The organism is Paludisphaera borealis (genome assembly GCF_001956985.1).
GTDB lineage: Bacteria > Planctomycetota > Planctomycetia > Isosphaerales > Isosphaeraceae > Paludisphaera > Paludisphaera borealis.
In genome coordinates, this window is sequence record NZ_CP019082.1 from 6921372 (window position 1) to 6944053 (window position 22682).

13 protein-coding genes are annotated in these 22682 nt (G+C 66.5%); 4 read left to right on the plus strand and 9 right to left on the minus strand.

Annotated elements, in window-relative coordinates; translation table 11 throughout:
* Nucleotides 1-15: 15 nt before the first annotated feature.
* The gene (locus BSF38_RS26765; protein ID WP_076350099.1) at nt 16-2142 is read right to left on the minus strand and encodes a hypothetical protein; all 2127 of its coding nucleotides are present in this window, start codon (nt 2140-2142) and stop codon (nt 16-18) included.
* A gap of 438 nt (nt 2143-2580) precedes the next feature.
* On the opposite strand from BSF38_RS26765, the gene BSF38_RS26770 reads away from it, so the two are divergent.
* Both BSF38_RS26770 and BSF38_RS26775 read left to right on the plus strand, forming a co-directional pair.
* On the plus strand, nt 2581-4515 hold the full coding sequence (locus BSF38_RS26770) for a hypothetical protein (protein WP_145952345.1): 1935 nt from the start codon (nt 2581-2583) through the stop codon (nt 4513-4515).
* A 114-nt stretch (nt 4516-4629) separates the two neighbouring features.
* Complete coding sequence (locus tag BSF38_RS26775; protein WP_076350101.1) at nt 4630-4908, plus strand: hypothetical protein; 279 nt, start codon at nt 4630-4632, stop codon at nt 4906-4908.
* A gap of 16 nt (nt 4909-4924) precedes the next feature.
* On the opposite strand, the gene BSF38_RS26780 is transcribed toward BSF38_RS26775, so the two are convergent.
* The 8 genes from BSF38_RS26780 to BSF38_RS26815 form a co-directional block, all read right to left on the minus strand.
* Entirely contained in the window at nt 4925-5545 is a 621-nt protein-coding gene (locus BSF38_RS26780) for a DUF417 family protein (protein ID WP_076350102.1), read from the minus strand.
* Nucleotides 5546-5709: 164 nt separating this feature from the next.
* A complete protein-coding gene (locus BSF38_RS26785; RefSeq protein WP_237170627.1) occupies nt 5710-6594 on the minus strand; it encodes a helix-turn-helix transcriptional regulator in 885 nt (294 codons plus the stop codon).
* 189 nt (nt 6595-6783) lie between these two features.
* Nucleotides 6784-11013, minus strand: a complete 4230-nt coding sequence (locus tag BSF38_RS26790) for a carboxypeptidase regulatory-like domain-containing protein (RefSeq protein WP_076350104.1) — start codon at nt 11011-11013, stop codon at nt 6784-6786.
* Nucleotides 11010-11447, minus strand: a complete 438-nt coding sequence (locus BSF38_RS26795) for a BlaI/MecI/CopY family transcriptional regulator (RefSeq protein WP_076350105.1) — start codon at nt 11445-11447, stop codon at nt 11010-11012. The genes BSF38_RS26790 and BSF38_RS26795 overlap by 4 nt, the downstream gene beginning before the upstream one ends.
* 138 nt (nt 11448-11585) lie before the next feature.
* A complete protein-coding gene (locus BSF38_RS26800; RefSeq protein WP_237170628.1) occupies nt 11586-13778 on the minus strand; it encodes a glutamine amidotransferase in 2193 nt (730 codons plus the stop codon).
* A gap of 99 nt (nt 13779-13877) precedes the next feature.
* Nucleotides 13878-16085 (minus strand): BatA domain-containing protein, encoded by a 2208-nt coding sequence (locus tag BSF38_RS26805; RefSeq protein WP_076350106.1) that lies wholly within the window; start codon nt 16083-16085, stop codon nt 13878-13880.
* A 6-nt stretch (nt 16086-16091) separates the two neighbouring features.
* Nucleotides 16092-16991, minus strand: coding sequence for a DUF58 domain-containing protein (locus tag BSF38_RS26810; protein WP_076350107.1), 900 nt, complete (start codon nt 16989-16991; stop codon nt 16092-16094).
* A gap of 211 nt (nt 16992-17202) precedes the next feature.
* Nucleotides 17203-18168, minus strand: coding sequence for an AAA family ATPase (locus tag BSF38_RS26815; protein ID WP_076351504.1), 966 nt, complete (start codon nt 18166-18168; stop codon nt 17203-17205).
* Nucleotides 18169-19007: 839 nt separating this feature from the next.
* Here BSF38_RS26815 and BSF38_RS26820 point away from each other — a divergent pair.
* Together BSF38_RS26820 and BSF38_RS26825 are read left to right on the plus strand one after the other, a co-directional pair.
* Nucleotides 19008-20150, plus strand: coding sequence for a hypothetical protein (locus BSF38_RS26820; RefSeq protein WP_076350108.1), 1143 nt, complete (start codon nt 19008-19010; stop codon nt 20148-20150).
* Between the two features lie 129 nt (nt 20151-20279).
* Entirely contained in the window at nt 20280-22604 is a 2325-nt protein-coding gene (locus tag BSF38_RS26825; RefSeq protein ID WP_076350109.1) for a DUF4159 domain-containing protein, read from the plus strand.
* The last annotated feature ends 78 nt before the right edge of the window (nt 22605-22682 follow it).

Genomic DNA, 22682 nt, shown 5'->3' on the forward strand with positions numbered 1-22682 from the left:
TGGTCGAGGTTGCCTTCAAAGGGGGGCGGAGGCGGGTTGGGGCGATTGATCAGGCGTCGGTTTGGCTTCGGAGGGCCTGGATTTCAGGACGAACCAATGGGTTCCCCGGCCCGCGGGAAGCGTGAAGGAGACGACGCCCTGGATTCGGTTGGTCGCCAGCCGGCTCACGACCTTGCCGTCGGCGGCGAGGGCCAGGAGCTCAAGGTCGTCGACTTCCGTCTTCAGGTCGACCGTCCCGACCACGGGCTCGGAGAGAAGGGGCGTGTGGTTCTTATCGCTGGGTACGGCGCGGGCCACGGCCGTGACGAGGATGAACCGCGACTTGTCGAGCGGCTGGTCGTCGATGCTTGTGAGCGCCACGACGGCCTTCTTGGTGCGAAACTGAAATCGCGCGTCGGCGGTTTTGAGTTCCTTGCCGCCGATCCAGCCGCTGACGGACTGGGTCCTCGCCGTGTCGATGAACTGAATTCCCTGGTTCCAGTCGCGGGTCAGTTCGCCGGTGTCGGAGCGGACCTCCGAGGCGCCCTGGGGAAGCATGTCGCGGTCGGGGTCGTCGATCACGACCGCCCCCTCGGGCGGCTTCGACGGCGCCAGCCAGGGCAGTTCCTTGACCGCTGGCAGTCCGATCGTCAGCCGGCTCTGTTCGACGAGGGTCCGGATGGTCGCCGACGTCTTGGGGGAGAGGTCGCGGTCGAAGAGCTGCGCCGGGGTGAGCGCCAGGTGAAAGGTCTTCTTGGCCGGGGAGACGTGGCCGCGACGATACAGCAGAGCAGCGGCCGGCATGACGCCCGTGAGCGCGGGGTCGAAGAACGAGGACCATTCGCTGGGCCCTCCCGGCTGCTGCAGCTTGTCTTGCGAGTAGTTGTAGATCATGGGGGCGTCCCATCCCTGGAGCGCGGCGAGGCTGGCCACGTACAAGGGAGACGTGAAGCGGTCGACGGTCGGGTAGGGGACGTTCCATTCGGTGATGGTGAGCGGCTTGCCGCTCACCTGGGCGGCGCCGATCCAGTGGACGAAGCCGGGCTCGCGGCGCGGATCGAGGCTCAGCTCCTCGGCCTTGCCGTAGGAGTGGACGTCGATGACGTCGCCGTCGGTCAGGGAGGGGAGTACGAAGAGGGGCGAAGCGCCCCAGTAGTTCGTCGTCGCGATCGGCGCGCGGACTCCGATCGCCCGGAGATCGCCCACGAGCGCCTTGTTGAAGCGGTGTTCGATCTCGCCGAGGTAGATCTTGCTCGGCCCCGCCATCCAGGTCTGGAAGACCTTGCTCTCGGGAAGGCCGTGCTCTTTCGCGAACGCCTTGTAATCCTTGGTGAAAAGAGCCGTGTGGAACGGGTTGCCCTTGTCGGGCAGCATCCGGTTTCCGAAGTGATGGGCCAGGTCGTTTTCATTGGTGAGCAGCACCCCGATCACGGCCGGGTCGTCCTTGTACGCCATCTTGGTGTATGGGTTGACGTGGCTGAGATACTGATTTTGAAACTCCTTCATGAGCCGCTGGACGTCGGGATTGTAATAGCAAAAGCCGGCCAGGTTGCTCTGAGTCTTGAGAAGCTCGGCGGCGCCGAACTCCAGATGGTCGCGGGCTTCGATCTGTCGGCCCACCTGCATGTCGAGCCAGACGTAGATCCCTTCGTCCTTGAGACACTTGATCCACCAGTCGAGGCTGTCGAACGCATCGACGTCGAGGCGGCGGGCGTTCTTGGATTTAGCGTCGAAGACGTTGGGATGCACCCAGGACGAATCGTGGTGGTGGATGCGCATCAGGTTGTAGCCGAGTTGGGCCATCCGCCGGGCCTGCGCGGCGATGGTCTGGCGGGGGGTGGTGAAGAGGGCGTAGGCGGCGAGGTTGCCCCCCCAGAACCGGGCCGGGGTCCCGTCCTCGAAGACCATCTGGTCGCCGACGGCCTTGACGAACCCACGACGGCCTGCGGGGCGGTCGTCCTTGTTGAGGAAGCGGAGGTCCACCGGGCTGGCGTTCCAGGCCAGCGCGCCGCGGAACCATCGGCTCGGGTTCACCGGGTCGTAGCGGCCCTCGACCGCCGGCGCGCCAGTCTGGGCTTCCGCCGCCCGGAACGCGCGCTCGCGATAGAATCCGAGGGCGATCATCGACGCCAAAGCCAGGACGACTGCGAGCCGGGATCTCATGGATGGGTCTCCTGGAGACGCGGGGGGCGGCCTGATCGTCTCCGCGTCGCTCTGTCACATGCCGAGCCGCCGACGGCCGTCCGATCGCGGAATCCGGCAGCCCTCCGTTACGATGAGCTAAACTTAGGTTATTCCTTGGGCTGCAACCACGCAACAAGCGAATCCGGCGTTCGATTCGACCGACCGCGGCCGATCGCGGCGGTTCGTGCGTAGTTTCAAAAGGGCTTTCCCGCCGGAGTCTTGCGCACTAGGCTTTACAAGCGGAAACCGGCGGAGGCGCGCGGGGAAAGAGCGGCCGCTGGTCGGCCGATTCGGCAAGCTTCGTGGGAGCGCCGCCATCGGCCCGGTCGGTCTCGATCCGTCCGTCGAGGCGTCGCTTGAAGAACTGGGCCGGGTGGAGCGACGGCGCTCTGATCGTCAGATGGGGATCGACTCGCCGTGTATTTTCTTGTACCTGTGACGCTCATAGCCTGGATTCCGTTCTGTCTGGTCCTGTTCGCTGTGATCCCCCGCCGCCAAGCCGTCGTGATCGGGATCATCGCCGCCTGGCTGTTTCTGCCCCCTTCTGGGATCTCCATCGCCGGCCTGCCCGATTACGGCAAGGGCTCGGCGTTCAGCTACGGAATCCTTCTGGGCACACTCCTGTTCATGCCCGACCGGATCCTCCAATTCCGCCCGCACTGGCTCGACGTCATGATGATCTGCCACTGTGTGTGCCCGATGGCGTCGTCGCTGACCAACGGCCTCGGCGCCTACGACGGGACCTCCGGATGCGTGGCGAGCGTCATCACCTGGGCGTTCCCCTATCTCGTGGGGAGGATTCATTTCAACGATGAGCGGTCGCTTCGCGACTTGCTAATCGGGATCGTCGTCGGGGGCCTCGTCTACGTCCCCTTCTGCCTGTACGAGATGCGGATGAGCCCCACACTGCTCACCACGGTTTACGGCATCGGCGGATTCTCGGGCGAGCGATTGGGAGGTTGGCGGCCTCGCGTCTTCTTTCCGGACGGGCTCGAACTCGGAATGTGGATGTCGATCAGCAGCCTGTCGGCGGTGTGGCTGTGGCAGCGACGCGTGCTCACAAGCATGGCGGGTTATTCGTTCGGCTCTTTTATCCTGCCCGTGCTGCTGATCATCACGGTCCTGTGCCGATCCTCAGGCGCGTTGCTGCTTCTCATGACGGGGCTGGCGATCCTCTGGCTCTCCGTTCGGTTTAACTCTCGACTGTTGATGCTCAGCTTGCTCTCAGTCCCCATCCTTTATGTCGCGATTCGTGTGCCGAACCTCTGGGATTACGGAGGCCTGGTCTCATTTCTGACCAACAACTTCAGCCCGGCCCGCGCCCAGTCCCTCGAATTTCGGTTCCAGAACGAGGACATCCTGATCAATAAGGCCGTTCAACAGCCTATCTTCGGCTGGGCCGGCTGGGGACGATCGCGCGTCTTTGACGCCAACGGCAAGGACATCAGCATCACCGATGGTCTCTGGATCATCCTCCTGGGGCAGGGGGGCATGGTCGGACTCGCCTCGTTCCTCGCCATCTTCCTATTACCAGCACTCGTTTTCCTTGGGAGATACCAGCCCAAGAGGTGGGCCGAACCGGCCCTCGCCGCCCAGTCGGCGGTCGTCTGTATTATCGGCATTTACATGATCGATTGCTTGTTGAACGGGTTCGTCAACAGCGTTTACGTCGTGGCGCTCGGAGGGCTGGTCTCCTGTCTCCAGCGCGGTCCGGCCTCCGATGCGGCGCATACCTTGCGTGGAGTCGGGGGCGGAAACGGGATCGGGGACGATTGCGACGGCGACGTCCGGCCGCTCGGCGGCGGCCGGCGCGAGGGCGGGTTGGCCGACCGCTACATCGAACTGGCGCGAAACTCTCGGCGCTCCGGGTCGTACAAGAACGCCGGCTCCGCATGGCGGTGCGCGTACGAACTCCTCGTCAGCCAGAGCGCCGCCGACGACGACGCAGAGCTGAGCCGGCGGCGGTTCGACTGCGCCAACGACCTGGCCTGGTTCCTCCTGAGCCGGCCCGACCCCGAGCCTGGCGACCGAGTCGAGGCGGTGGATCTGGCCCGGCAGGCGACGCAAGCCAATCCCGAGAACCCAACCTACTGGAACACGCTGGCCGCCGCGCTCTGCCGCGTCGGCGACGACCAGGCCGCGATCGACTCAATCGAACGCGGCCTGGCCCTGAATGCGGCGCCCTCCAGCTTCGACTTCGCCGTGCTGGCCCTGGCCCACGCGCGTCTGGGACGAAGAGAACAGGCCGCGCAATGGCTCGCCGAAGCCCGCGAATGGCGAAAGCGAAGCCAGGTCGCCAGCACCTTGCTCGATGAGCTGATCGAGGAGTCCCAGACCGCACTAGCCTCCTGATCCCACAGACGCGTTTGCGTGCGAGGGCTTGTTGTGGGAAAATGAAGCCGATCAAGCGGCCGGACCAGGCCGGACGGCCCGCAAGCCTGTTCTCCTAGCGGCGAGGACTCCCAAGTGCCCCACCAACGCGACGCCTTGCAAGTCCTGGATCGCGACTTCTTCGAAATCCGTTCCAAGATCCTCGAGATCGCGGCGAGCCTCGACCGGATGGACCGCGCGCCCGCCCACCACGGCGACCATCCCGACCCGCGCCTCGGCCAGGTCCGCCAGGCGCTCGACGCCCTCCGCGAGCCGGGCCCCGATCGGGCCGAGACCATCCAGCTCATCTTCTCGCTCGCCTACGACTCCGCCTGGCAGCGCAACCTCGGCGTCGCCCGGCCCGAGCGGGCGTAGCCGAGGCGAGCCGACGTCAGTTGTACGCCGGTTCCAACGTCGCCTGGGCGGTCGTGCGTCCCGCGACGGCCTCACGCCTCCGAAGGTAGAGCTTCGCCGAGTCGGTCATCGTGACGAGTGCGGCCCCCATCATGATCACGTCCTTCACGACCAGCCGCCCCGCGCCGCTCAGGTACGGGAAGCCGTGCCTCGGGTCTCCCAGCGCGGGTACCCAGCACTCGGGAGTCGTGACGAGGAACGAGAGGGTGACGAACGACATGATCACCACCAGAAAGCTGCCGACGGCCGCCGCCTGCGGCAGCCACGGGTGCAGGCAAAGCAGCAGCCCGTACAGGACGATCACGGTCCCCAGTCCGTAGGCGAACGCATACGTCCCGTTCGCCTCATGCCAGGCCCGGTTCGCGGGTACGAGCGCGCCCTCCGGGTTCTTGTGGGACTTGTAACCGCCGGGGTCGTTGTACCAGAAACTCATCATAGGGCTGTTGGCCACGAACGGCACGATGCCGTCGGCCTCGTAGCGGAACGCCTTCAAACCACCGATCCAGAGCAGGACGACGATCAGGCCGATCCGTGTGACGGTGACGCCCAACCGGTCCGCCCGCGCCGCGACCTCGAAACAACGATTGATCCAACCCATCGGCCCCTCCTTCTTTCAGGTTCTCAACGGCCGCCGGAAACTCCGAGGCGTCGGCGGGTCTATAGCCCTATCGTAGGGCTGAAAGAAGGGGCTCGGAATGGGCGCTTGACGCCAAGGCATGGACGGAAGACGCCGCCGGGACCGCGTCCGAACAGTCGGTGCGTCTAGCGGACCCAGACGTTCTGGCCGCCGCGAATGCTCGTCTCGAATTCCCGGAAGAAACTCGGCGCGCAGCCCGTGGCGCGCTTGAACAGGCGACTGAAGTAGAGCTCGTCTTGAAACCCGACCTCGGCGGCGATCTGCTTCACCGGCTTCAGGGTGTGGAGCAATTCCCACTTCGCCTGCCGGAGAACGCAATCGCGGATCAGCTCCGTCAGGGTCTTGTGGAAGTGCTTCTTGACCAGCTTGGCCAGCGACTTCGGCGCGAGATGAAGCTGCTGGGCGTAGTAACCCGGGCTATGCTCGGCTCGATAGTGCTCTTCGATCAGCCGCTTCAGCTCGTCCAGCACGGGAGGCCGCTTGATCGCGGCAGGTTGAAGGCGCCCCTGCTGCTCAAGCTTCAGACGGGCGGCCTTGACGAGAAAGATCTTCAGGTAAGAGAGCAAGACCTCGGAATGTGCCAGGCCGCTCGCTTCCAGCTCCCCGCGCATGCTGTCGACGATCCCGAGGAACTCGCCCTCGTGACCGGCGTTCAGCCGGACGAGTGGGACGCCGTAGACGTCGTTGAACAAGACGCCGTTGCAGCCGACTTCCGCGTGATGGGTTTCGATGCAGAGGAAGTTCGCGTGGAACTGGATGACGAGTCCGCGCGCCGGCGTCTCCGGCAGCAGCCGGAACGACTGGTAGGGAACGAAGAAGAGGAGCGACCCCGCCTCGAAATCATACCGGCCCAGATCGGCCCAGAACGTCCCGCAACCCTCTTGTACCCACACCGCGGTGAAGTAGTTGAAGCGGAGCGTCTGCGCGAGATCCAGCCCACCGGGAAGGCTCGCCACCTTGAGGGCGACGTCGCCGTCGCGCGGGTCATAAAGCTGAAGAGGCGTTTCCACGATCGCGTTCGTCTCGATCCACGGCGGGTCGGCTTGTCACTCGTTCGATTCTAACCGGTTCCGCCGGCGCCGTGCCCTGCCCACCTGATCAATCCCAACGGCCCCACGCACAGCGAAACGCGGTGCGTGGGGCGCGGTTGAATCACTTCCGACAAGATCAAGCCGATCCGTCTCGGCCGCTTGGCCGGATCAGGGAACCTTGAAATCGACGCTGTCCTTCGACGCGCCGACGGCCAGCGTCTCGGCGCGGCTAGTCCCTTCGGGGGATTGGCGGGCGTCGAGCCAGAAGGGTGAGATCTGGATGAACTGCTCGCCGGGCCGGATGAACTTAAGCTCATAGGTTCCGTCGCTAGCCGTCTTGACCGTCGGGTCGTAGTAGCGGTTTTCAAAACGATCGGCCGCGCTGGCGCGGACGTCACGGCCCGCGACCGGTCGGCCTTGCGCGTCGGTCACGCGGCCGCGGACGGTCGCGGGCCGAGTGAGCCGGATCTCGACGTCGCCGATCGCGTCGCCGGGCTTGGTGCGGAACGGCGGGAGGACGCCGTTGGCCCAGTTCCGCCATTCTTGATACTTGCCGTCGTGGGCGATCAGGTTGTAGTCGCGGTCGCCGCTGGCCGGCAGCACCACGCGAAAACCGCCGTTCTTGTCAGTCGTCACGCTGAACCGGGTATCGCCGGTCAGCGAGTTGCCGGTTCCGGTCAGGGCCGGCGCGACGGTCGCCCCGGCGACCGGCTTGCCGTCGGGGTCGACGACCTTCCCGGTCACGGTCGCCCCGCGTTCGAGCGTGATCGTCACAGCGGCCATGCCGGTCTTGAGGTCGAAATCCAGGTGGTCGAAATTGCGCTGCCAGCCGCCCCGGCTCTCGTCGATATGGCGGCGGTTCCACTCGCTGACCGCTTCTTCCGACCACCAACGGGTGAAGCCGGAGGCGTCGACCTGGAAGTTGAATCGGCCGGGGAGCATGTCGGCGATCGTCGCGACGCCGTCCTTGTCCGACCGGCCCTCGACGCCAGGCTGTTGCCAGTCCCAGAGGCGGACGCCCGAGACGGGTGCGCCGGTGATGCTGTCGACGACCTTCGCGCGGAAGGTCACGCCCGGTTCGAGACGAATATCGAGCTTCCGGGCCTCGTCATGCGAAAGCGGCGTTTCGGGCAGCCTCGCCACGCCGACTCCCGGGATGCGGATCTGAATATCGTAGACGTCGGCCTGGGCGTACAGCCGATAGCGGCCGTCGTCGCCGCTCTTCGCCTCGGTCCAGATCTCGGAGACCATGCCGTTGTCGACCCGCTTCGGTCCGTTGTTGGCCCGGATCAACGCGTCGGCCACGGGCTTGCCGTCGGGGCTCGTGACCGTCCCTTCGAAGTAGGTCTTGTCGCCCAAGACGACGACCCATCCGTTTTTACCTACCGGCTGGCTCAGGAACAACTTCGGCGTGTACCCCGGCTTGCGGACGACGACCTCGACCTTCTCGCCTTTGTCGAGCTTGCGAAGCCGGAAAACGCCCTTGGCGTCGGTCTTCGCCTCATTGCCCGGGAACCAGGTCCAGACGTCGGCCTCGGCGCCTTCGATCGGCTTGCCGTCCGTGTCGACGACGATCCCGGCCAGTTCATCGGGCGCGACGTCACGGGGGCCTTCAACGCCGGCGGGCGACTTCTCGGCGACGGGCACCTGGACCACGACCGAGCCGTCCTTGGCGGGGAGTGTGGCGGCTTCAAACTCGGTCCCGTCCTTGAACCGGATCAGCAGCCGGGCGGGCTTGCCGATCGCGACCACGTTGTTGAGACCCTCCGGCAGGCGGAACTCGCCCTTGGCGTCGGTCAGGGTCTCGGGCCCGCCGAACGGTCGGCAGAGTCCCCCCTCGCACATGCCGACGATATTCGCGCCGACGACCGGCGCATTGGCGGCGTCGACCACCTGGCCGCGAACCGTCACGGCGGCCGTGACCTCGATCGGCGGGACCTCGAACTTTGCCACGCCTTCAGGGATCGTCACCGTCCGGCTGGAGCCTTCATTCGGCAGCCTCGTGAAGCCGCTCGGCGGACCCATCACGTAGAAGTACGTCTCACCAGCCGGCAGCCGGTAATGATATCGGCCCTTGGCGTCGGTCGTATCGCTCTGGGTCGCCGCCCCAGTGCGGGGGCGGTACGGCCCGTAGGATCCGATCATCGCCTTTTCGACGGGCGCGCCCGTGCCTTGGGCGATAACAGTCCCCTCGACCTCGACGCCGCGAATCAGCTCGATCACGACCTCGGACGTCTTCCCGGGAATCAGCTCAACATCCTTCGCCGCGCGGTAGGTCCAGGCCTCGTTCTCGCCCTTGCCGATCGCAAAGATGTTGATCGTCCCTTCTTCGAGGCCGTCGAATACGAACCGGCCGTCGCGGTCGACCGGAACCTCGGCGCCGAAGTTGCGCTCTGGGACGTAGGTGTCGCTGCGTTTCCTGCTGGACTGATAATGGGCCTTCAATCCCGACACGTCCACGCCGGGGACAGCCGAAACGACCCGGCCCGAAACCCGGGCCGAGGGGATCGCCGCGAGCTGGAGCGTCTTCCCCGGCGCGGCGACGACGAACCCCATGCCCTCCAGGACTCTTCCCGGCGAGGACGCGCCTCCTCCGATGGGCTGGCCGGAGCCATTAGTTCGGACTCCGATCGTCATGGGGCGGCCATCAGGGGCGGTGGTTTCCAGTTTCAGGCCCGAGCCCTCACGAGTAGACCGGAATGAGAACGATCCGTCGGCGGCGGTCGTCGCGACGAAGAGGTCTTCCACGGGGCTGCCCTCGATCACCGCTCGCGGGACTTCCTGGTAGCTCGAGCTGATCGAGGAACCCGTGCCGTTCTTCGTCTCGGTGGAGTGCCCCACCCTCCTGATCCAGACCTTCACGCCGGACATCGGCTTGCCGTCGGCGTCGAGGAGGACCGCGTTAAAGGGGTCGGGCTTGGAAAGCCGCAGTTTCAGATCGAGCGGAGTGGCCAGCGCACGCGCGACCGTCGAGAGGATCATCGAGCTCAGTCCTTCCTTCGTCGCGATCAGACAGACCCGATCTGCCCCCTCCGGAATCGGCCAGGCGAACTTTCCTTGAGAATCGGTCTTGAGGATTTGATGGCCCGACTTGCCCGGATCGTACGAGCCGGAGACGACGGTCGCGTCAGGGACCGGACGTCCGTCGGCGTCGAGGACCACGCCCCGCAGTTCGCGAGGCGTTTCTTTTACGCCCGCCGGGGGCGCGGGCTTCGCGGTGGGCTGAGGCGAGGGCTTCCCGGCGGGCGGCGTCGGTTTCGCGTCATCGGCAATCGGCCGGGGCGAAGCACCTCGCACCCGGAGCCCGCCTACAGCCAGGCAGGCGGCCAGTGCGAGCGAGCCGAGGAGCAGGGAACGGGCGAGGGACGAGCGGGAGAGCGTGCGCGGCATGTCATCCTCCAGAAGTCGTTCGATACGGACCACGACGGTGCGGCGATCGAGAAACGGGAGCAAGACGGGACGGGAGACGGGGACCAGACGGACGGGGCGCTTCGCCAGTTCGAGCAGCAGGCGGGCCAGGCTCTCGGGCTCGGTGCCGAGAGCGACGACCGCCTCGTCGCAGAGCAGCTCGCGCTCGCGATCGAGCCGGGCGAACAGCCAGAGGGCCAGGGGGTGGAAGAAGAACGGAACTCGGATCAACTCCTGAGCGAACTTCGACCAGTCGTCGTACCGCGTCAGGTGGGCCAGCTCGTGGAGCAGGCAGGCGCGGCGTTGGGGCTCGGGCCAGTCTTCCCAGTCGGTCGGCACGAGAACCAACGGCCTCAAACCGCCGAGCACCACGGGCGAGGCCACCCCCGGATGCATCGCCAGCCGCACCGGCCGCGACGTCCCGAGCCGCGCCCGGCACTCGTCCACGAGGCGGTTCGCGTCCTCACCAACCTCGGCGAGCCCGCGCCGCATCCTCGCGAGCACCACCCCGCCGCAGGCAAGTCTCGCCAGCAGAACCCCCACCACGATCGCCCACGTCCCGACCGCCGCCTGGGCCGCGAGTCGCCAACGATCGAGCGGAACGGCGGCGGATCGAGAAGGTGGAACATACGCCACGGGCCTGGCGGTCGCGATGACTTCCGCGTCCGGTCGCGGCGAGGGCCGGTCGGTCGCGACGAACACCGCCGTCGAGGGCCTTGAGAACGAGGCCGGCGAAGGTGAAAGAGCGAGGGGCTCGACGGTTGGCATCGACGCTTGAGCGGGCCACGGAACGACGGCGTCGCCCCAGCGCGGGGCAAACGGCAAGACCGCTCCGGCCGCCAGGGCCGAGACGCACAGCAAGTGCCGGGTCGCGGCCCGACGCGGCGGTCGCAGGGCGAACCAGACGGCGAGCACGGCCAGCACGATCCCCCAGCGGATCGAGCCGTCGACCAGAAGCGCGAGCCAGGGAACGACCCAACGGTCCGTCATGGCTTGTTCCTCCGCCTCTTGTCGGTCTTCTCCGCCTTCTCCGACTCCGGCCGGGTCTCGCCCTCGCCGCCGAGCCGCGCTTCGATCGCGCGGAGGTCGTCCGGCGCGAGCTGGTCGGCGTCGACCAGGCCGAGGATCAACTGCTCGGCCGACCCGTGGAAGAACCGCGTCAGGAAGTCCGAGAGCAAGTTGCCCGTGGCCTCCCGACGCGAGACGGCCGACCGATAGAGATGGGTCAGCCCTTGCTTCTCGTGGTCGACGAGCCCCGCCTTCTCCATGCTCTGGAGCAAGCCGAGCACCGTCGTGTACGGTTGCCCGTCGCCGCGCGGCATGTGCTCCATCAGCCCGCGCACGGTCTGCGGCCCGTGCTCCCAGAGCACCCGAAGCACGGCGAACTGCCGCTCCGTCAACGCCAAGACCTTCCGCCCAGCCATCGTTCGCGCCTCCTCCGCTCGACCCAACTCGTTCCAACGTACTCATTGTCACGTAGATAAAACCGAGGAGTCAAGGGAGAAGTGGTTGACGGGCCGATCAGACCCAGCCGTGCTTCTTGCGGAGCCACCATTCGGCTGTCAGAAGGGCGGTGAAGAGCAGGAAGAAGGGCCAGTTGTCCCAGACGCGGTGCTCGGTGGGGCTGACGTACTCGGTGTAGGGGGAGTGGTCGAGGCCCTTGAGGTACTTGACGAGCTGCTCGGGGGGACGGCCTCGCCGCTGGTAATCTCGGCGATCTGCTTCGCCAGCGAGAGGTCGGCGGATGGGTTGTCGAGTTCGCGGTCGTCCTGGAAGACCAGGAATCGGGCGGCGTCGCGGCCGACTTCCTGGCCGTTCCGCTTGGCGACGACTGTGATCTTGTAGTCGCCGGGCTCGCCGATCGCGGGGTATGAGCCCTTCCACTCGTCGCCGCGCGTGTAGAGCTCGACGGGCTGCCCGGCGGGGGTCGGGCCCTCGCGTTCGACCTTGGTCTCATAGACGACGTCGGTCAGGGGCTCGCCCTTGGCGTTGCGGCCGGTGACGGTCAGCTCGACGCTCTGGCCGACGCTGGCGCGGCGGCGGTCGATGGAAAGCTTGACCTGGTCGTCCCCCTGGTTCTCCTTGTGCGAGAGCCAGAAAATCACCTGCCTCCAGAACTTGCGGTGGACCAGACGACCCGCGTCGGTCCGGGCCCAGACCCAGGTGTCGCCTCCGTAGGCGATGGCTCGGCCCCGGCCGGTCTCGATGGTGAGCATCATCGGCTCGGGGATCGCCCCCGATGTCGTGCCGAGGATCTGGGCTCCCTGTTTGGGGGGCCCGAAGCGATTGGCCCCCTGGAGCGGCGGCAGCCCCGCCCAGAGCTTGGCCGACTCGTCGGGGCTGGCGCCGATCTGGAGCAGGTACTTGTTCAGGCCCGAGGCGCTGGGGACGAAACTCACACCGCCCGGGGGTTCGATCTGGCCGTCCCCGGGGTGAAGCTCGACCGGCAGGACGTCGGCCAGCTCGGTGCGGCCCCAGCCGCCGGGCCCAAAGCTGTTGCGGCCGCCGAGCATGATCAGGCCGGCCGAGCCCTTGACGACGGCGTCGGCCAACAGTTTGTGCTGCTTTCGGGTCAGAAATTCGGCCGCCATGTCGCTGATGATGTAGACGTTGTACCGGCCGGGGGTGAACTCGGCGTCGTCGACCTCGCTCTTGTCGCCGACGGCCGGGCGACGGATGAGGATCCCTTCGACCCGGATGTCCGGCGAGGTGCCGATTGACCGCATCAGGTAACGGTAGTCCCAGGTGAAGTTGGGCCCCTGGAGGAAGAGGACGTTAAGCCCGCCGCTCAACACCGTGACGAACGTGCTGATCTCGTTGTTGGAGACGACCAGCTCGCCGTCGTGCGGCGCGACCTTGAGCGTGACCTTCTGATCGCCGGGCGACTTGGGGATGTATTCGAGGCCGCTGATCGGCACGGAGTCGGCCCCTTCGGGGACCTTGACCCGGGTCTTGGCCACGGGCGAGGTTTGGCCCTCGACGTACAGCTCGACGTCAAGCTGCTGGCCGGCGTAGCCGCGGGCCGACAGCGCGCCGCGGACTTCGAGCTTGTTCTTGACGAACACGGTCGGCCCGGCCGTGATCTCGCGGACGGCGATGTCGCGCGAGCCGGCGCCGGCGTTCTGGCTGCCGAAGCCGACCGTGACCACCGGCACCTGCTGATCGCGCATCCGACGCGCGGCGACCAGCGGGTTGACGCCGTTGTTGGAGGCGAAGTCGGAGAGGATGATCATCCGCGCCGCCCGACGGCTGCTCTCGGCCTGTCGCTTCTCGGCCTCGATCATCGCCGTGCCGAGCTGAGTCTCGCGGCCCGTGGGCTCGGCGGGCTTCGCCTCGTCGGGCTTGGGCTCGACGAGCGTCGAGGCGAACCGGTAGGCCTTCACTTCGAGGTCGGGGTCGACCTTCTTGACCGCCTCGACGGCCGACTCCAGGGCCTTGTTCGCCTCCTCCCATCGGGTCTTGCCGCTCGCCTCGTCGGCGAGCAACATGCTCGTGGTGGAGTCGATCATGAACACGACCGACGCGGGCTGCTTCTTCTTCTCCTGGACGATCACCGACGGCCGAAGCGCCGCCAGCAGGCAAAGAAAGACCGCCAGCAGCCGCAGGCTGAGCGCGACCCATCGCCAGCGGGCGCCGGGCCCGCGCAGCTTCCGGGCGTAGGCCCAGACGGTCAGCACGACGACGGCCAGCGAGGCCAGCAAGAGCAGCGGCCAGGGACCGATCGGATTGAAGCTTGCGCTGATGCCTTGAAACATGACGTCGGGCCGACCTGCGAGAAAGGGGCGTTGTCTATTACGATTGTCGCGGTCGGGTCCGACGGCGTCCAGCCCGATCGGCGGCCGGGGCTTCGGGCTTCACGCCGCCGCCTTGGCCTTGCCGGCGTCGGTGGGCGCGGGGGGCTCCTTGTAGAACGTGTTGGCCAGGAAGTTCTCGGCGGTGACGAGCAGGAGGATCAGCATCATCAGCCAGGGGAAGATCTCGTGGCCGACGCGGACGACGTCGATCAGCTTTTTGAGCGACTCGGGGTCGTCGGCCAGCGCGTAGCCGTCCTTGCCGAACATCGCGTCCAGCTCGGCGGGCTCGAGCCGGGTCATGACGCTCTCGGAGCGCGGAGGGTTGAGGCTGAATCCGAGCATCGTCTTCTGGTTGTCGGGCCCCAGGGCGGTGACGGTCCACTGGCCGAGGTGCTGCGGCGCGGTGATCTTGAGCGGGTCGCCGACGACGGGGGGGGAAAGCCGTTCGGTGGTCTTCTCGTCGGGGCCGGTGACCAGGAAATTCTGGTAGCGGGCGTCGGGTTTCAGGTTCAGCACCACGTCGTCGCCGGCCTCGAAGTTGAGCTGATCGCTGGTCGCGCCGGCCAGGTAGGGGACGGTCAGGTTCATCAGCACCGGGAACGCCCAGTAGGACGCATCGGGAAACTCGTTCCACCGCGCCCGGTCGTTCAGCCCCGGGCGCCGGGCCAGGGGGGTGGACCAGAGCAAGACGCGGCCGGTCTTGGCGCCTCGGAACGTCCGCTCGACGAGCGCGGGGGCCCCGTCGGCGAAGCTCAGCAAGGCGCGGCTCGCTTCCGTCGTCTTGAGCTTCCAGTAGCGAAACACGGGCATCACGGCGAACTGGGAGTCGAACTCCTTGGCGAACCGCTCGAACAACGGGTGGGTGACGTCGAGGATCTTGCCGAACATGATCTCGCCCCCGGGCGGGGCGTGCGGCGGATCGTCGAGCTGCGCCGGCAGGACCTGCGCGGCGGTCGGCCCGTTGTAGTTCTTGGGCTGGCAGCGGTCGCCCAGGCCGACGACGAGCCCTCCTCCCTCATGGACGTAACCGTTGAGGAGTCCCCAAGCCGACTCGTCGAGCGTCGCGACGTTGAGCAGGAACACGGCGGCGAAGTCCTTGAGCGTGTCGCGATAGCGGACGACCAGTTCGGCCGGTCGGGCGAGTTCCAGCTCGAAGCTCTTGAGCGCGCCCGGCGAAGGGTCGAGGGCCGATGCGACGTAGTCGGCGTCGATGGTCTGGTCGGCGACGAGCAGCACCTTGAGGGCCGGGCGGACGCCAAAGCTCAGATAGCGTTCGTCGTTGAACTTGAGCGCGTCGGGCGCGCCGCTGAGGCGCAGCTCGACGCGGTGGACCTCGCCTTCCTTGAGGCGCGGGGGCGTGGTGAACCGGACTTCGGCCTGCCCCCCCGCGGGGATCTCGACCGGCTGGTTCCCCTTCTTGACGCCGTCCAGGTAGAACTCGACGATCGGACTGACCGGATTAGGCCCCAGCGCGCGGACCACGCCGCGGACTTCCAGCGGTTCGCCCTGCGTCGCCGTGGTCGACGACAGCGCGACCTCGTCGATCGCGACGTCACGGAACTCCTGGGAGCCGACGCGGAGCACGAACGTGGCGATCTTGGCCGCCGGCGCCCCCTTGACCTGCTTGGCCCGATCGAGCCCCTCGGCGGGACGGTCCGGGTTCCACGACGACCGGCTCAGGTCGGTCAGGATGTAGACCTCGTGGCGCGGACGGTCGCATTCAGCGACCGCCGGGTACACCTGACCGGTCGCCACGTTCAACGGTCGGTTCACCGGCCGGATGGTCAGGTTGTCGATCCACTTGCGAGCGGCCGACGGCGACAGCCCGACGGGGACGCCGGGGTCGGCCGAGTTGACCGCGAAGACCAGGCTCGAATCGGGGATGCGGCCGATGATCTCGCGCGCTCGGTCTTTCGCCTGGTCGAGGAGGGTTTTGTCGTTCTCCTTGTAGCTCATCGACAGGCTGGTGTCGAAGACGAGGCCGAGGGCCGTCGGCACCGACTCGTCGCCCAGGGGCATGTCCGAGTGCAGCCGCGGTCGGGCCAGGGCCAGAGCCATGAGGGCCAGAAGCGCCATCCTGGCCGCAAGGAGCAGCCAGTTCTTGATCTTCATCCGCTTCCGCGACCGCTTCTGCCGCTCGCGGATCAGACGAATCGCGGGAAAGATCACATGCTTGGGCGTCTGCCGCATGAACAGGTGGAGGATCACCGGCACCGCCGCCAGTGCGGCACCCGCGGCAAGCCCGGCGTGGATGAGTGAGAGTTCCATGGAGCGTCAGCCTCGCGCCTGTCGAGACAGCAAATAGGACATGAGGGCCTTATCGAAGGGCATGCCCGTGTGCAACGGGACGTAGTCGATGCGAGCGCGGACGCAGTCGGCCTTGTACGTCGCGCGGAAGCTCTCCACCTCTTCGAGATAGTCGGCCTTGATCGCGTCGGCGTCGACCTCGATGACTTCCTGGCTCTCGTTGTCCTCGAACCGCACCATCCCCTCGAACGGGAACTCGGCCTCGGCCTCGTCGAGGATGTGGAAGAGGATCACGTCGTGCCCTGAGAATCGGAGTCGGTAAAGGGCCCTGCGGATCGGCTCGGGATCGGCCAATAGGTCGCTGAAGATCATGACGAGGCTCCGATGCCGCATCATGCTGGCGACCTGGTGCAGACTGGCCTCGATGTCGGTCTCGCCCGAGGGCTTGAGTTTGGCGAGCATCGAGAGGATGTTGCCGAGCTGCGACCGCCGGCTCGCCGGCGCGAGGCTCTTGCGGACCTTCACGTCGAAGGCCATCAGGCCGACGGGGTCTTGCTGGTGGATCATCAGGTAGCTGAGCGCCGCGGCCAGGCTGATCCCGTACTCGAACTTGGTCAGCTCCTGGCGGTAGGTGTACCCCATCGACGCCGAGAGATCCATGACGAGGTAGCCGGTGAGGTTGGTCTCGGCCTGGAACTTCTTGGTGTAGTACCGGTCGGTCTTGGCGTAGACGTTCCAGTCGATGTCGGAGATGTTGTCGCCCGGGCTGTACTTGCGATGCTCCGAGAACTCGACCGAGAACCCCTGGAACGGGCTGGCGTGCAACCCCGCGATGAACCCCTCGACGATGAACTTCGCGCGCAAATCGAGCCGGGCGACCTGACGGATGACCTCGGGTTTCAGATATTGTTCGGCGGACCCTGCCAAGTCGAAGCTCCCCGAAGGGTGTCAGAAAACGGAAACATCGGAGATCGAAGGGGTTCTCCGCCGGCAGGCGGGGCGGCGTTTCACGACCACGTTCGATTGAGTCAAAGGCCGCGAGGTGTCGAGAAAGGTTCTCTCCAAACGAACGAAAGGCGCGAGTTGTTCATTCCGTTTCGGATCGGGGCGGTCGGCGGCCTTCGATCACCGTGGCCCCTCACGCCCCCTTCCGCTCGTATTTCGGCGTTTCGGGCTCGCGGACCTCGGCGACCAGCCGGTTGATGAGGCTCTCGGTGGTCTGGCCTTCGGCCTGGGCCTGGAAGTTGGTGCTGATGCGGTGGCGGAGGACCGGGACGGCGACTTTGCGGACGTCGTCGAGGGAGACGCTGTAGCGGCCGTCCATCGCGGCCATCGCCTTGCCGGCGAGGATCAGGTTCTGACCGGCCCGAGGCCCCGCGCCGTAGTCGACCAGCTCCTTGATGAACGCCGGCGCGTGCTCGTCGGCGGGGCGCGTGGCGCGGACCAGCCGGGCCACGTAGTCGACCGTGTACTCCGACGCCGGAACCGAGGTCACGAGCCGCTGGAGATTGACGATCGCCTTGCCTGAGAGGATCTTCTTCAACTCCGGCGTCTCCCCCTTGGTCGTGCCGAGGAGGATCTTCTTCTCCTCGTCGAGCGACGGGTAACCCACCCGGATGTCGAACATGAACCGGTCGAGCTGCGCCTCGGGGAGCGGGTACGTCCCTTCCTGCTCGATCGGGTTCTGGGTGGCGATCACGAAGAACGGCTCGGGCAGCCGCAGCGTCTCCTGGCCGACGGTCACCTCTCGTTCCTGCATGGCCTGGAGCAGGGCCGCCTGGGTCTTGGGAGGCGTCCGGTTGATCTCGTCGGCGAGGATGATGTTCGAGAAGATCGGCCCGGCCACGAACCGAAACTCGCGACGCCCCGACTCGGGCTCCTCCAACACGTTGGTGCCGGTGATGTCCGACGGCATCAGGTCGGGCGTGAACTGGATCCGCTTGAAACCGACGTCGAGAATCCGGGCGATCGAGCTGACCATCAGGGTCTTGGCCAGGCCGGGAACCCCCACGAGCAAGACGTGCCCGCGCGTGAAGATCGCGGCCAGGATCAGCTCGACGACCTCGCTCTGGCCGATGATGACCTTGCTCAACTCGGCGGTCATGACGTCGCGGGAATGCCGAAACTCGTCGAGAAGCTGCGTGATCCGGTCGCTCGCGGTAGACATTCCGAAGCTCGCCCCAGCCAGGTTAGTTGAGGGAAAGGCTTAAAAGCGCTCCGGCGTCTCGTCGGGCCTGGACCAGCGAAAAGACCAACCGTGCAAGACCGGGGATTCCGCGGCCCTCGCGGCGCGCACATCGACACCCGCATTGTAGGGACTCGGAAACCCCCGATTCAAGCAACGACACCACCCTCCGCCGCCAACCTGTGCGGGTTTCACAGCCCGACGCCGCCTCAACGACGTCGCCAAACCCCACAGATCGCCCAGACCACTCAATCTCTGGCCGCGTCGCCTCGACGCACGGACCGCCCGATCTTTCGACGACGTGCCCAAGACTTGTGATCCCGAACCGACGCCCTGGCACGTCGAGCGGACCGCCCGAAGCGTCCCCCGAATTTCCCAAGACAGACGCAAACACTAATTCAACCAGACGTTGCGTCCGGCGTCTTGGCCGATCCTCGGGGTAAGACAGGGAACTGGCCTCGCGATTGCAACAGGGGAGGAACACAGCCCCACCACTCGGGCTGCGTCGGCCCTCTCTCGGCCGTCCGTCGTCTTGAATTCCTCCCCTCGCTCGAGCGTCGACGGCTCGGCGCGATCCTCCCTCTCGAAGTTCCTCGAACCTCTCTGGACCGGCCGCGCGCCTCTCGACACGTCGGCCCAACCGCCTTCGTTTGTCCGTCCACGACTGGACGACGCCTCGAAATCATCAAGCCGCCCGATCCTGCATTCCATCGCCGGCGCGAAGCGACGCGCACGAAACCAAAACTCGAGATTAACTCATGTTTTATTATTTTGAATCACTTGCAAGACTCGTCGTGATCGTCGTCTCACTCTTCTCCGTGGCGGCCTTGACCGCGTCGCAGCTCAAGCCCGTCGGCACGGAGGGCGGCGCTCGGCTGGCCAGCTCATGGGATTCCTTGTCCGGCGGGTACTTCCAAGGCGATGCCCGGGTTCACCTGATCGACCGTGCCGACGGCCGGACGACCACGATTGCCGCCCCCGAGGGGGAGCGGTGGAACTACATCTCCGCGTCACCCTGGAAAAACCAGGACGAGGGGGTCGAAGCCGTCGGCCGGTTTACGAGGAGCAGCCGGCCGGGCGCGGACTCCGGCTCTCCCGTGTGCGGACTGGTCCGGCTCCGACTCCCCGAAGCCGAGGTGATCGAGCGCGTCGACCTGGACATCATCCCCGCGGGGCGTCCCGCCTGGAATCCGGTCGGCGACGGCCAGATCCTCATCCCCGCAGGCAATGGCAGGCTTTATGCCTATCGGTTCGCCTCGCGGAGCGACGAAGTGGGGGGCCTGATCGCGACTCCCGAGCATCAGGCGACCGTCGGGGCCGACCTGATGGCCGTCGAATGGCGGTGCCAGCCCCCGGGGCAAGGCGAGCCCTTCCTCTCCGATCCGGTTTGGCCGACGATCCCCGAGCTGCAGAACCTGGTGATCGTCTCACTGAGCGCCATGACGGCGGACGACAGCGGACGCCCACGCTACGGAGCGACGGCTCTCTGGTGGCTGGAGTTGAGCGGCGACGGCGAGCAGATCGTCGCCGCCGGCCCCCTGATCGACCCGTCCGACGACCCCAACGGCAGCGTCGGGGTCCGCCGTAGATTTCCCAACGTCGTGGCCCGCGACGGTCGAATCCAGCTCGCCTACCTCGTCTCCCGAACCGGCGGGTCCGAGGCCGAGCTGCGCGTCGGCGACCTGGAGCGAGGCTCCAACGCCGGTCGTCTCCGTCTGCGCTTCGACTCGGCGGCCGAGGGGGCGGCCCGCCCGTTCCCGATCGGCCATCTGAGCGCCTCGTGGGACGGCCGTTGGATTCACGGGTTCTCCCATGATCTCGGCCGGATCGTCAGCCTGCCGCTCGCGACCGACGACGGAGCCCCTGGTGGTCGCGCAAGCGACCCGAAGCGCCTCCCCTGAGCGCCCCGACGCGGGGCGACGCGCTCGCCTTGTCCGCACGCGATGACTTATGTCATAGTGTAGAATGGAGATGAAATTCGCGGCGGTCGGACGAAGATGGGCGCTCGCCCTTTGCTCGGGAGGTTGGTCATGTCGCAGACACGCGGGGCGCTGCTCCGGCTGACGCTCGGGTTGGTCGTCGGGTCCGTCGCTCTGGCCGTGGTCGGCCCCAGGACGGCCGACGCGGCGGTGACGCGCGAGGAGGTCGAACGGGCGATTCGCGAGGGCGTCCGCTTCCTCATCAAGGAGCAGAAGGAGAACGGCTCCTGGCAGGATTACCCCGGCGATGCGAGGACGGGGGTCAGCAGCCTGGTCACGCTGGCGTTGCTCACGGCCGGCGAGAAGCCCGATTCGCCGGCCATCCGCAAGTCGGTGGCCTATCTGAGAGGCTTCAGCCCCGACCAGCTCAACAGCACCTATTCCGTCGCGCTCCAGACGATGGTCTTCGCCCAGGTCGACCCCAAGACCGACGTCAACCGCATCTTGGCGAACGTCGACTGGCTCGAGCGCGCCCAGATCCGGCCCACCGACGTGGTCTCGTGGCCCGGCTCGTGGTCGTACAGCATCGGCTCACGGCGCACGAATCCCGGCGACAACTCGAACTCCCAGTACGCGCTGTTGGGTCTGCACGCGGCGTCGGAGGTCGGCGTGAGCGTCAAACCCGAGGTCTGGAACCTCGCTCGGGGGTACTGGGAGGGCGCCCAGCGGGCCGACGGCGGCTGGGGCTACCACCATCGCGACCAGCTCTCGACCGCCAGCATGACCGCCGCCGGCATCTCCAGCCTGGTGATCACCGGTCTGAAGCGGTATCAGGGGAGCGAGTACATCGAAGGCGAGACCATCCACAACTGCGGCAAAGGGGGGGTGAACATCAACCTCAAGCGCGGCATCGATTGGATGGCCAACCACTTCCACGTCGGCCAGAACTTCGGCCTCGGTCAGCAGTGGCGGCTTTATTATCTGTACGGCCTGGAACGCGCCGGCCGGCTCGGCGGCCTCCGCTTCTTCGGCGAGCACGATTGGTATCGCGAAGGCGCGGAGAAGCTCGTCCACGAGCAAGACCGGCTCTCGGGCTTCTGGCGCGGCGTGCTCAACGAGGACAACTCGCTGGTCGCCACCAGCTTCTCCCTCCTGTTCCTGGCCAAGGGCCGCGCGCCGGTCCTGGTCAACAAGCTGGTGCACGGCCCCCAGAACGACTGGAACCACGACGTCGACGACGTCCGCAACCTCGTCAACCTCGTCTCGCAAGACTGGAAGAACCTGCTGACCTGGCAGGTCGTCAACCCCGCCGAGGCCACCGTCGAGGACATGCTCCAGGCCCCCATCGTCTTCTTCAACGGCCACGAAGAGCCGGTGTTCACCGCCGTCGGCGAACGCCGGCTCCGCGAGTACGTCGAGCAGGGGGGCTTCATCATCGCCGACGCCTGCTGCAACAGCCCGAAATTCCACGAGGGCTTCCTGAAGCTCATGAAGCGGGTCTTCCCCGAGGAGGAATACAAGCTCAAGCCGCTCTCCGACGACCACCCCGTCTGGCGCGCCAAGCACCTCCTGAGCCCGACCGCCTATCCGCTCTGGGGCATCGAGCACGGCTGCCGGACCGTGGTGATCTACTCGCCCAAGGACCTCTCCTGCTTCTGGAACCAGATCGAACGTTCCGACCGCCCCAGGCAGGATACCGCCACAGCCGTCCTCAAGGCCGCCAAGGTCGGTCAGAACATCATCGACTACGCCACCGGCCGCGAGCTGCCCGCCGACAAGCTGACGGTCCGAGAAGTCCACGACTTCAAGGCCGACGCCCCCAAGCGCGGTTCGCTGCGGATCGCCAAGCTGCTGCACGCCGGCGACTGGAACATCGCCCCCCTGGCGATCCCCAACCTGATGGAAGTGCTCCGCAAGCCCCCGCTGAGCTTCGACGTGTCGATCTCGCACAAAGAGCTCGCGCCGACCGACCCCAACCTGATCTACTACCCGCTGGTCTACGTCCACGGCCGCGCCGCGGCGTCGTTCTCCAAGGAAGACCTCGACGCCCTCCGCAAGCACGTCGACCCCGGCGGCGGCACGATCTTCGCCGACGCCGCCTGCGGCAGCCCCGCATTCGACGCCTCGTTCCGCCGACTCGCCGCCGAGCTGTTCCCCAGCAACCCCCTCGTCCCCATCCCCAAGGACGACGAACTCCTCTCCACCAGGGTCTACTTCGACCTCAAGGACGCGCAGTACACCAAGGCCGCCGGCGGAGCCAAGGACTACCCCCAGCTCGAAGGGGTCAAAATCAACGGACACTGGTCGATCATCTACTCCAAGTACGACATCGGCTGCGCCCTCGAACGCCACTCGGCCCTCGACTGCAAAGGCTACAACTACGACAGCGCCCTGCGGATCGCCGCCAACATCGTCATCTACTCGACCTTGCCGTGAACGGACGGGATGCCGACGAGTCCTCCGCCTACGTCCTTGCTGGAGGACGTAGCAAGGTTCGCGGCGGTCTGACAAACA

What these genes read in the sequence shown, in the direction of transcription:
- BSF38_RS26765 (WP_076350099.1), bottom strand. Translation starts at nt 2,142, where the DNA reads ATGAGATCCCGGCTCGCAGTCGTCCTGGCTTTGGCGTCGATGATCGCC.
- BSF38_RS26780 (WP_076350102.1), bottom strand. Translation starts at nt 5,545, where the DNA reads ATGGGTTGGATCAATCGTTGTTTCGAGGTCGCGGCGCGGGCGGACCGG.
- BSF38_RS26790 (WP_076350104.1), bottom strand. Translation starts at nt 11,013, where the DNA reads ATGACGGACCGTTGGGTCGTTCCCTGGCTCGCGCTTCTGGTCGACGGC.
- BSF38_RS26795 (WP_076350105.1), bottom strand. Translation starts at nt 11,447, where the DNA reads ATGGCTGGGCGGAAGGTCTTGGCGTTGACGGAGCGGCAGTTCGCCGTG.
- BSF38_RS26800 (WP_237170628.1), bottom strand. Translation starts at nt 13,778, where the DNA reads ATGTTTCAAGGCATCAGCGCAAGCTTCAATCCGATCGGTCCCTGGCCG.
- BSF38_RS26805 (WP_076350106.1), bottom strand. Translation starts at nt 16,085, where the DNA reads ATGGAACTCTCACTCATCCACGCCGGGCTTGCCGCGGGTGCCGCACTG.
- BSF38_RS26815 (WP_076351504.1), bottom strand. Translation starts at nt 18,168, where the DNA reads ATGACCGCCGAGTTGAGCAAGGTCATCATCGGCCAGAGCGAGGTCGTC.
- BSF38_RS26820 (WP_076350108.1), top strand. Translation starts at nt 19,008, where the DNA reads ATGTTTTATTATTTTGAATCACTTGCAAGACTCGTCGTGATCGTCGTC.
- BSF38_RS26825 (WP_076350109.1), top strand. Translation starts at nt 20,280, where the DNA reads ATGTCGCAGACACGCGGGGCGCTGCTCCGGCTGACGCTCGGGTTGGTC.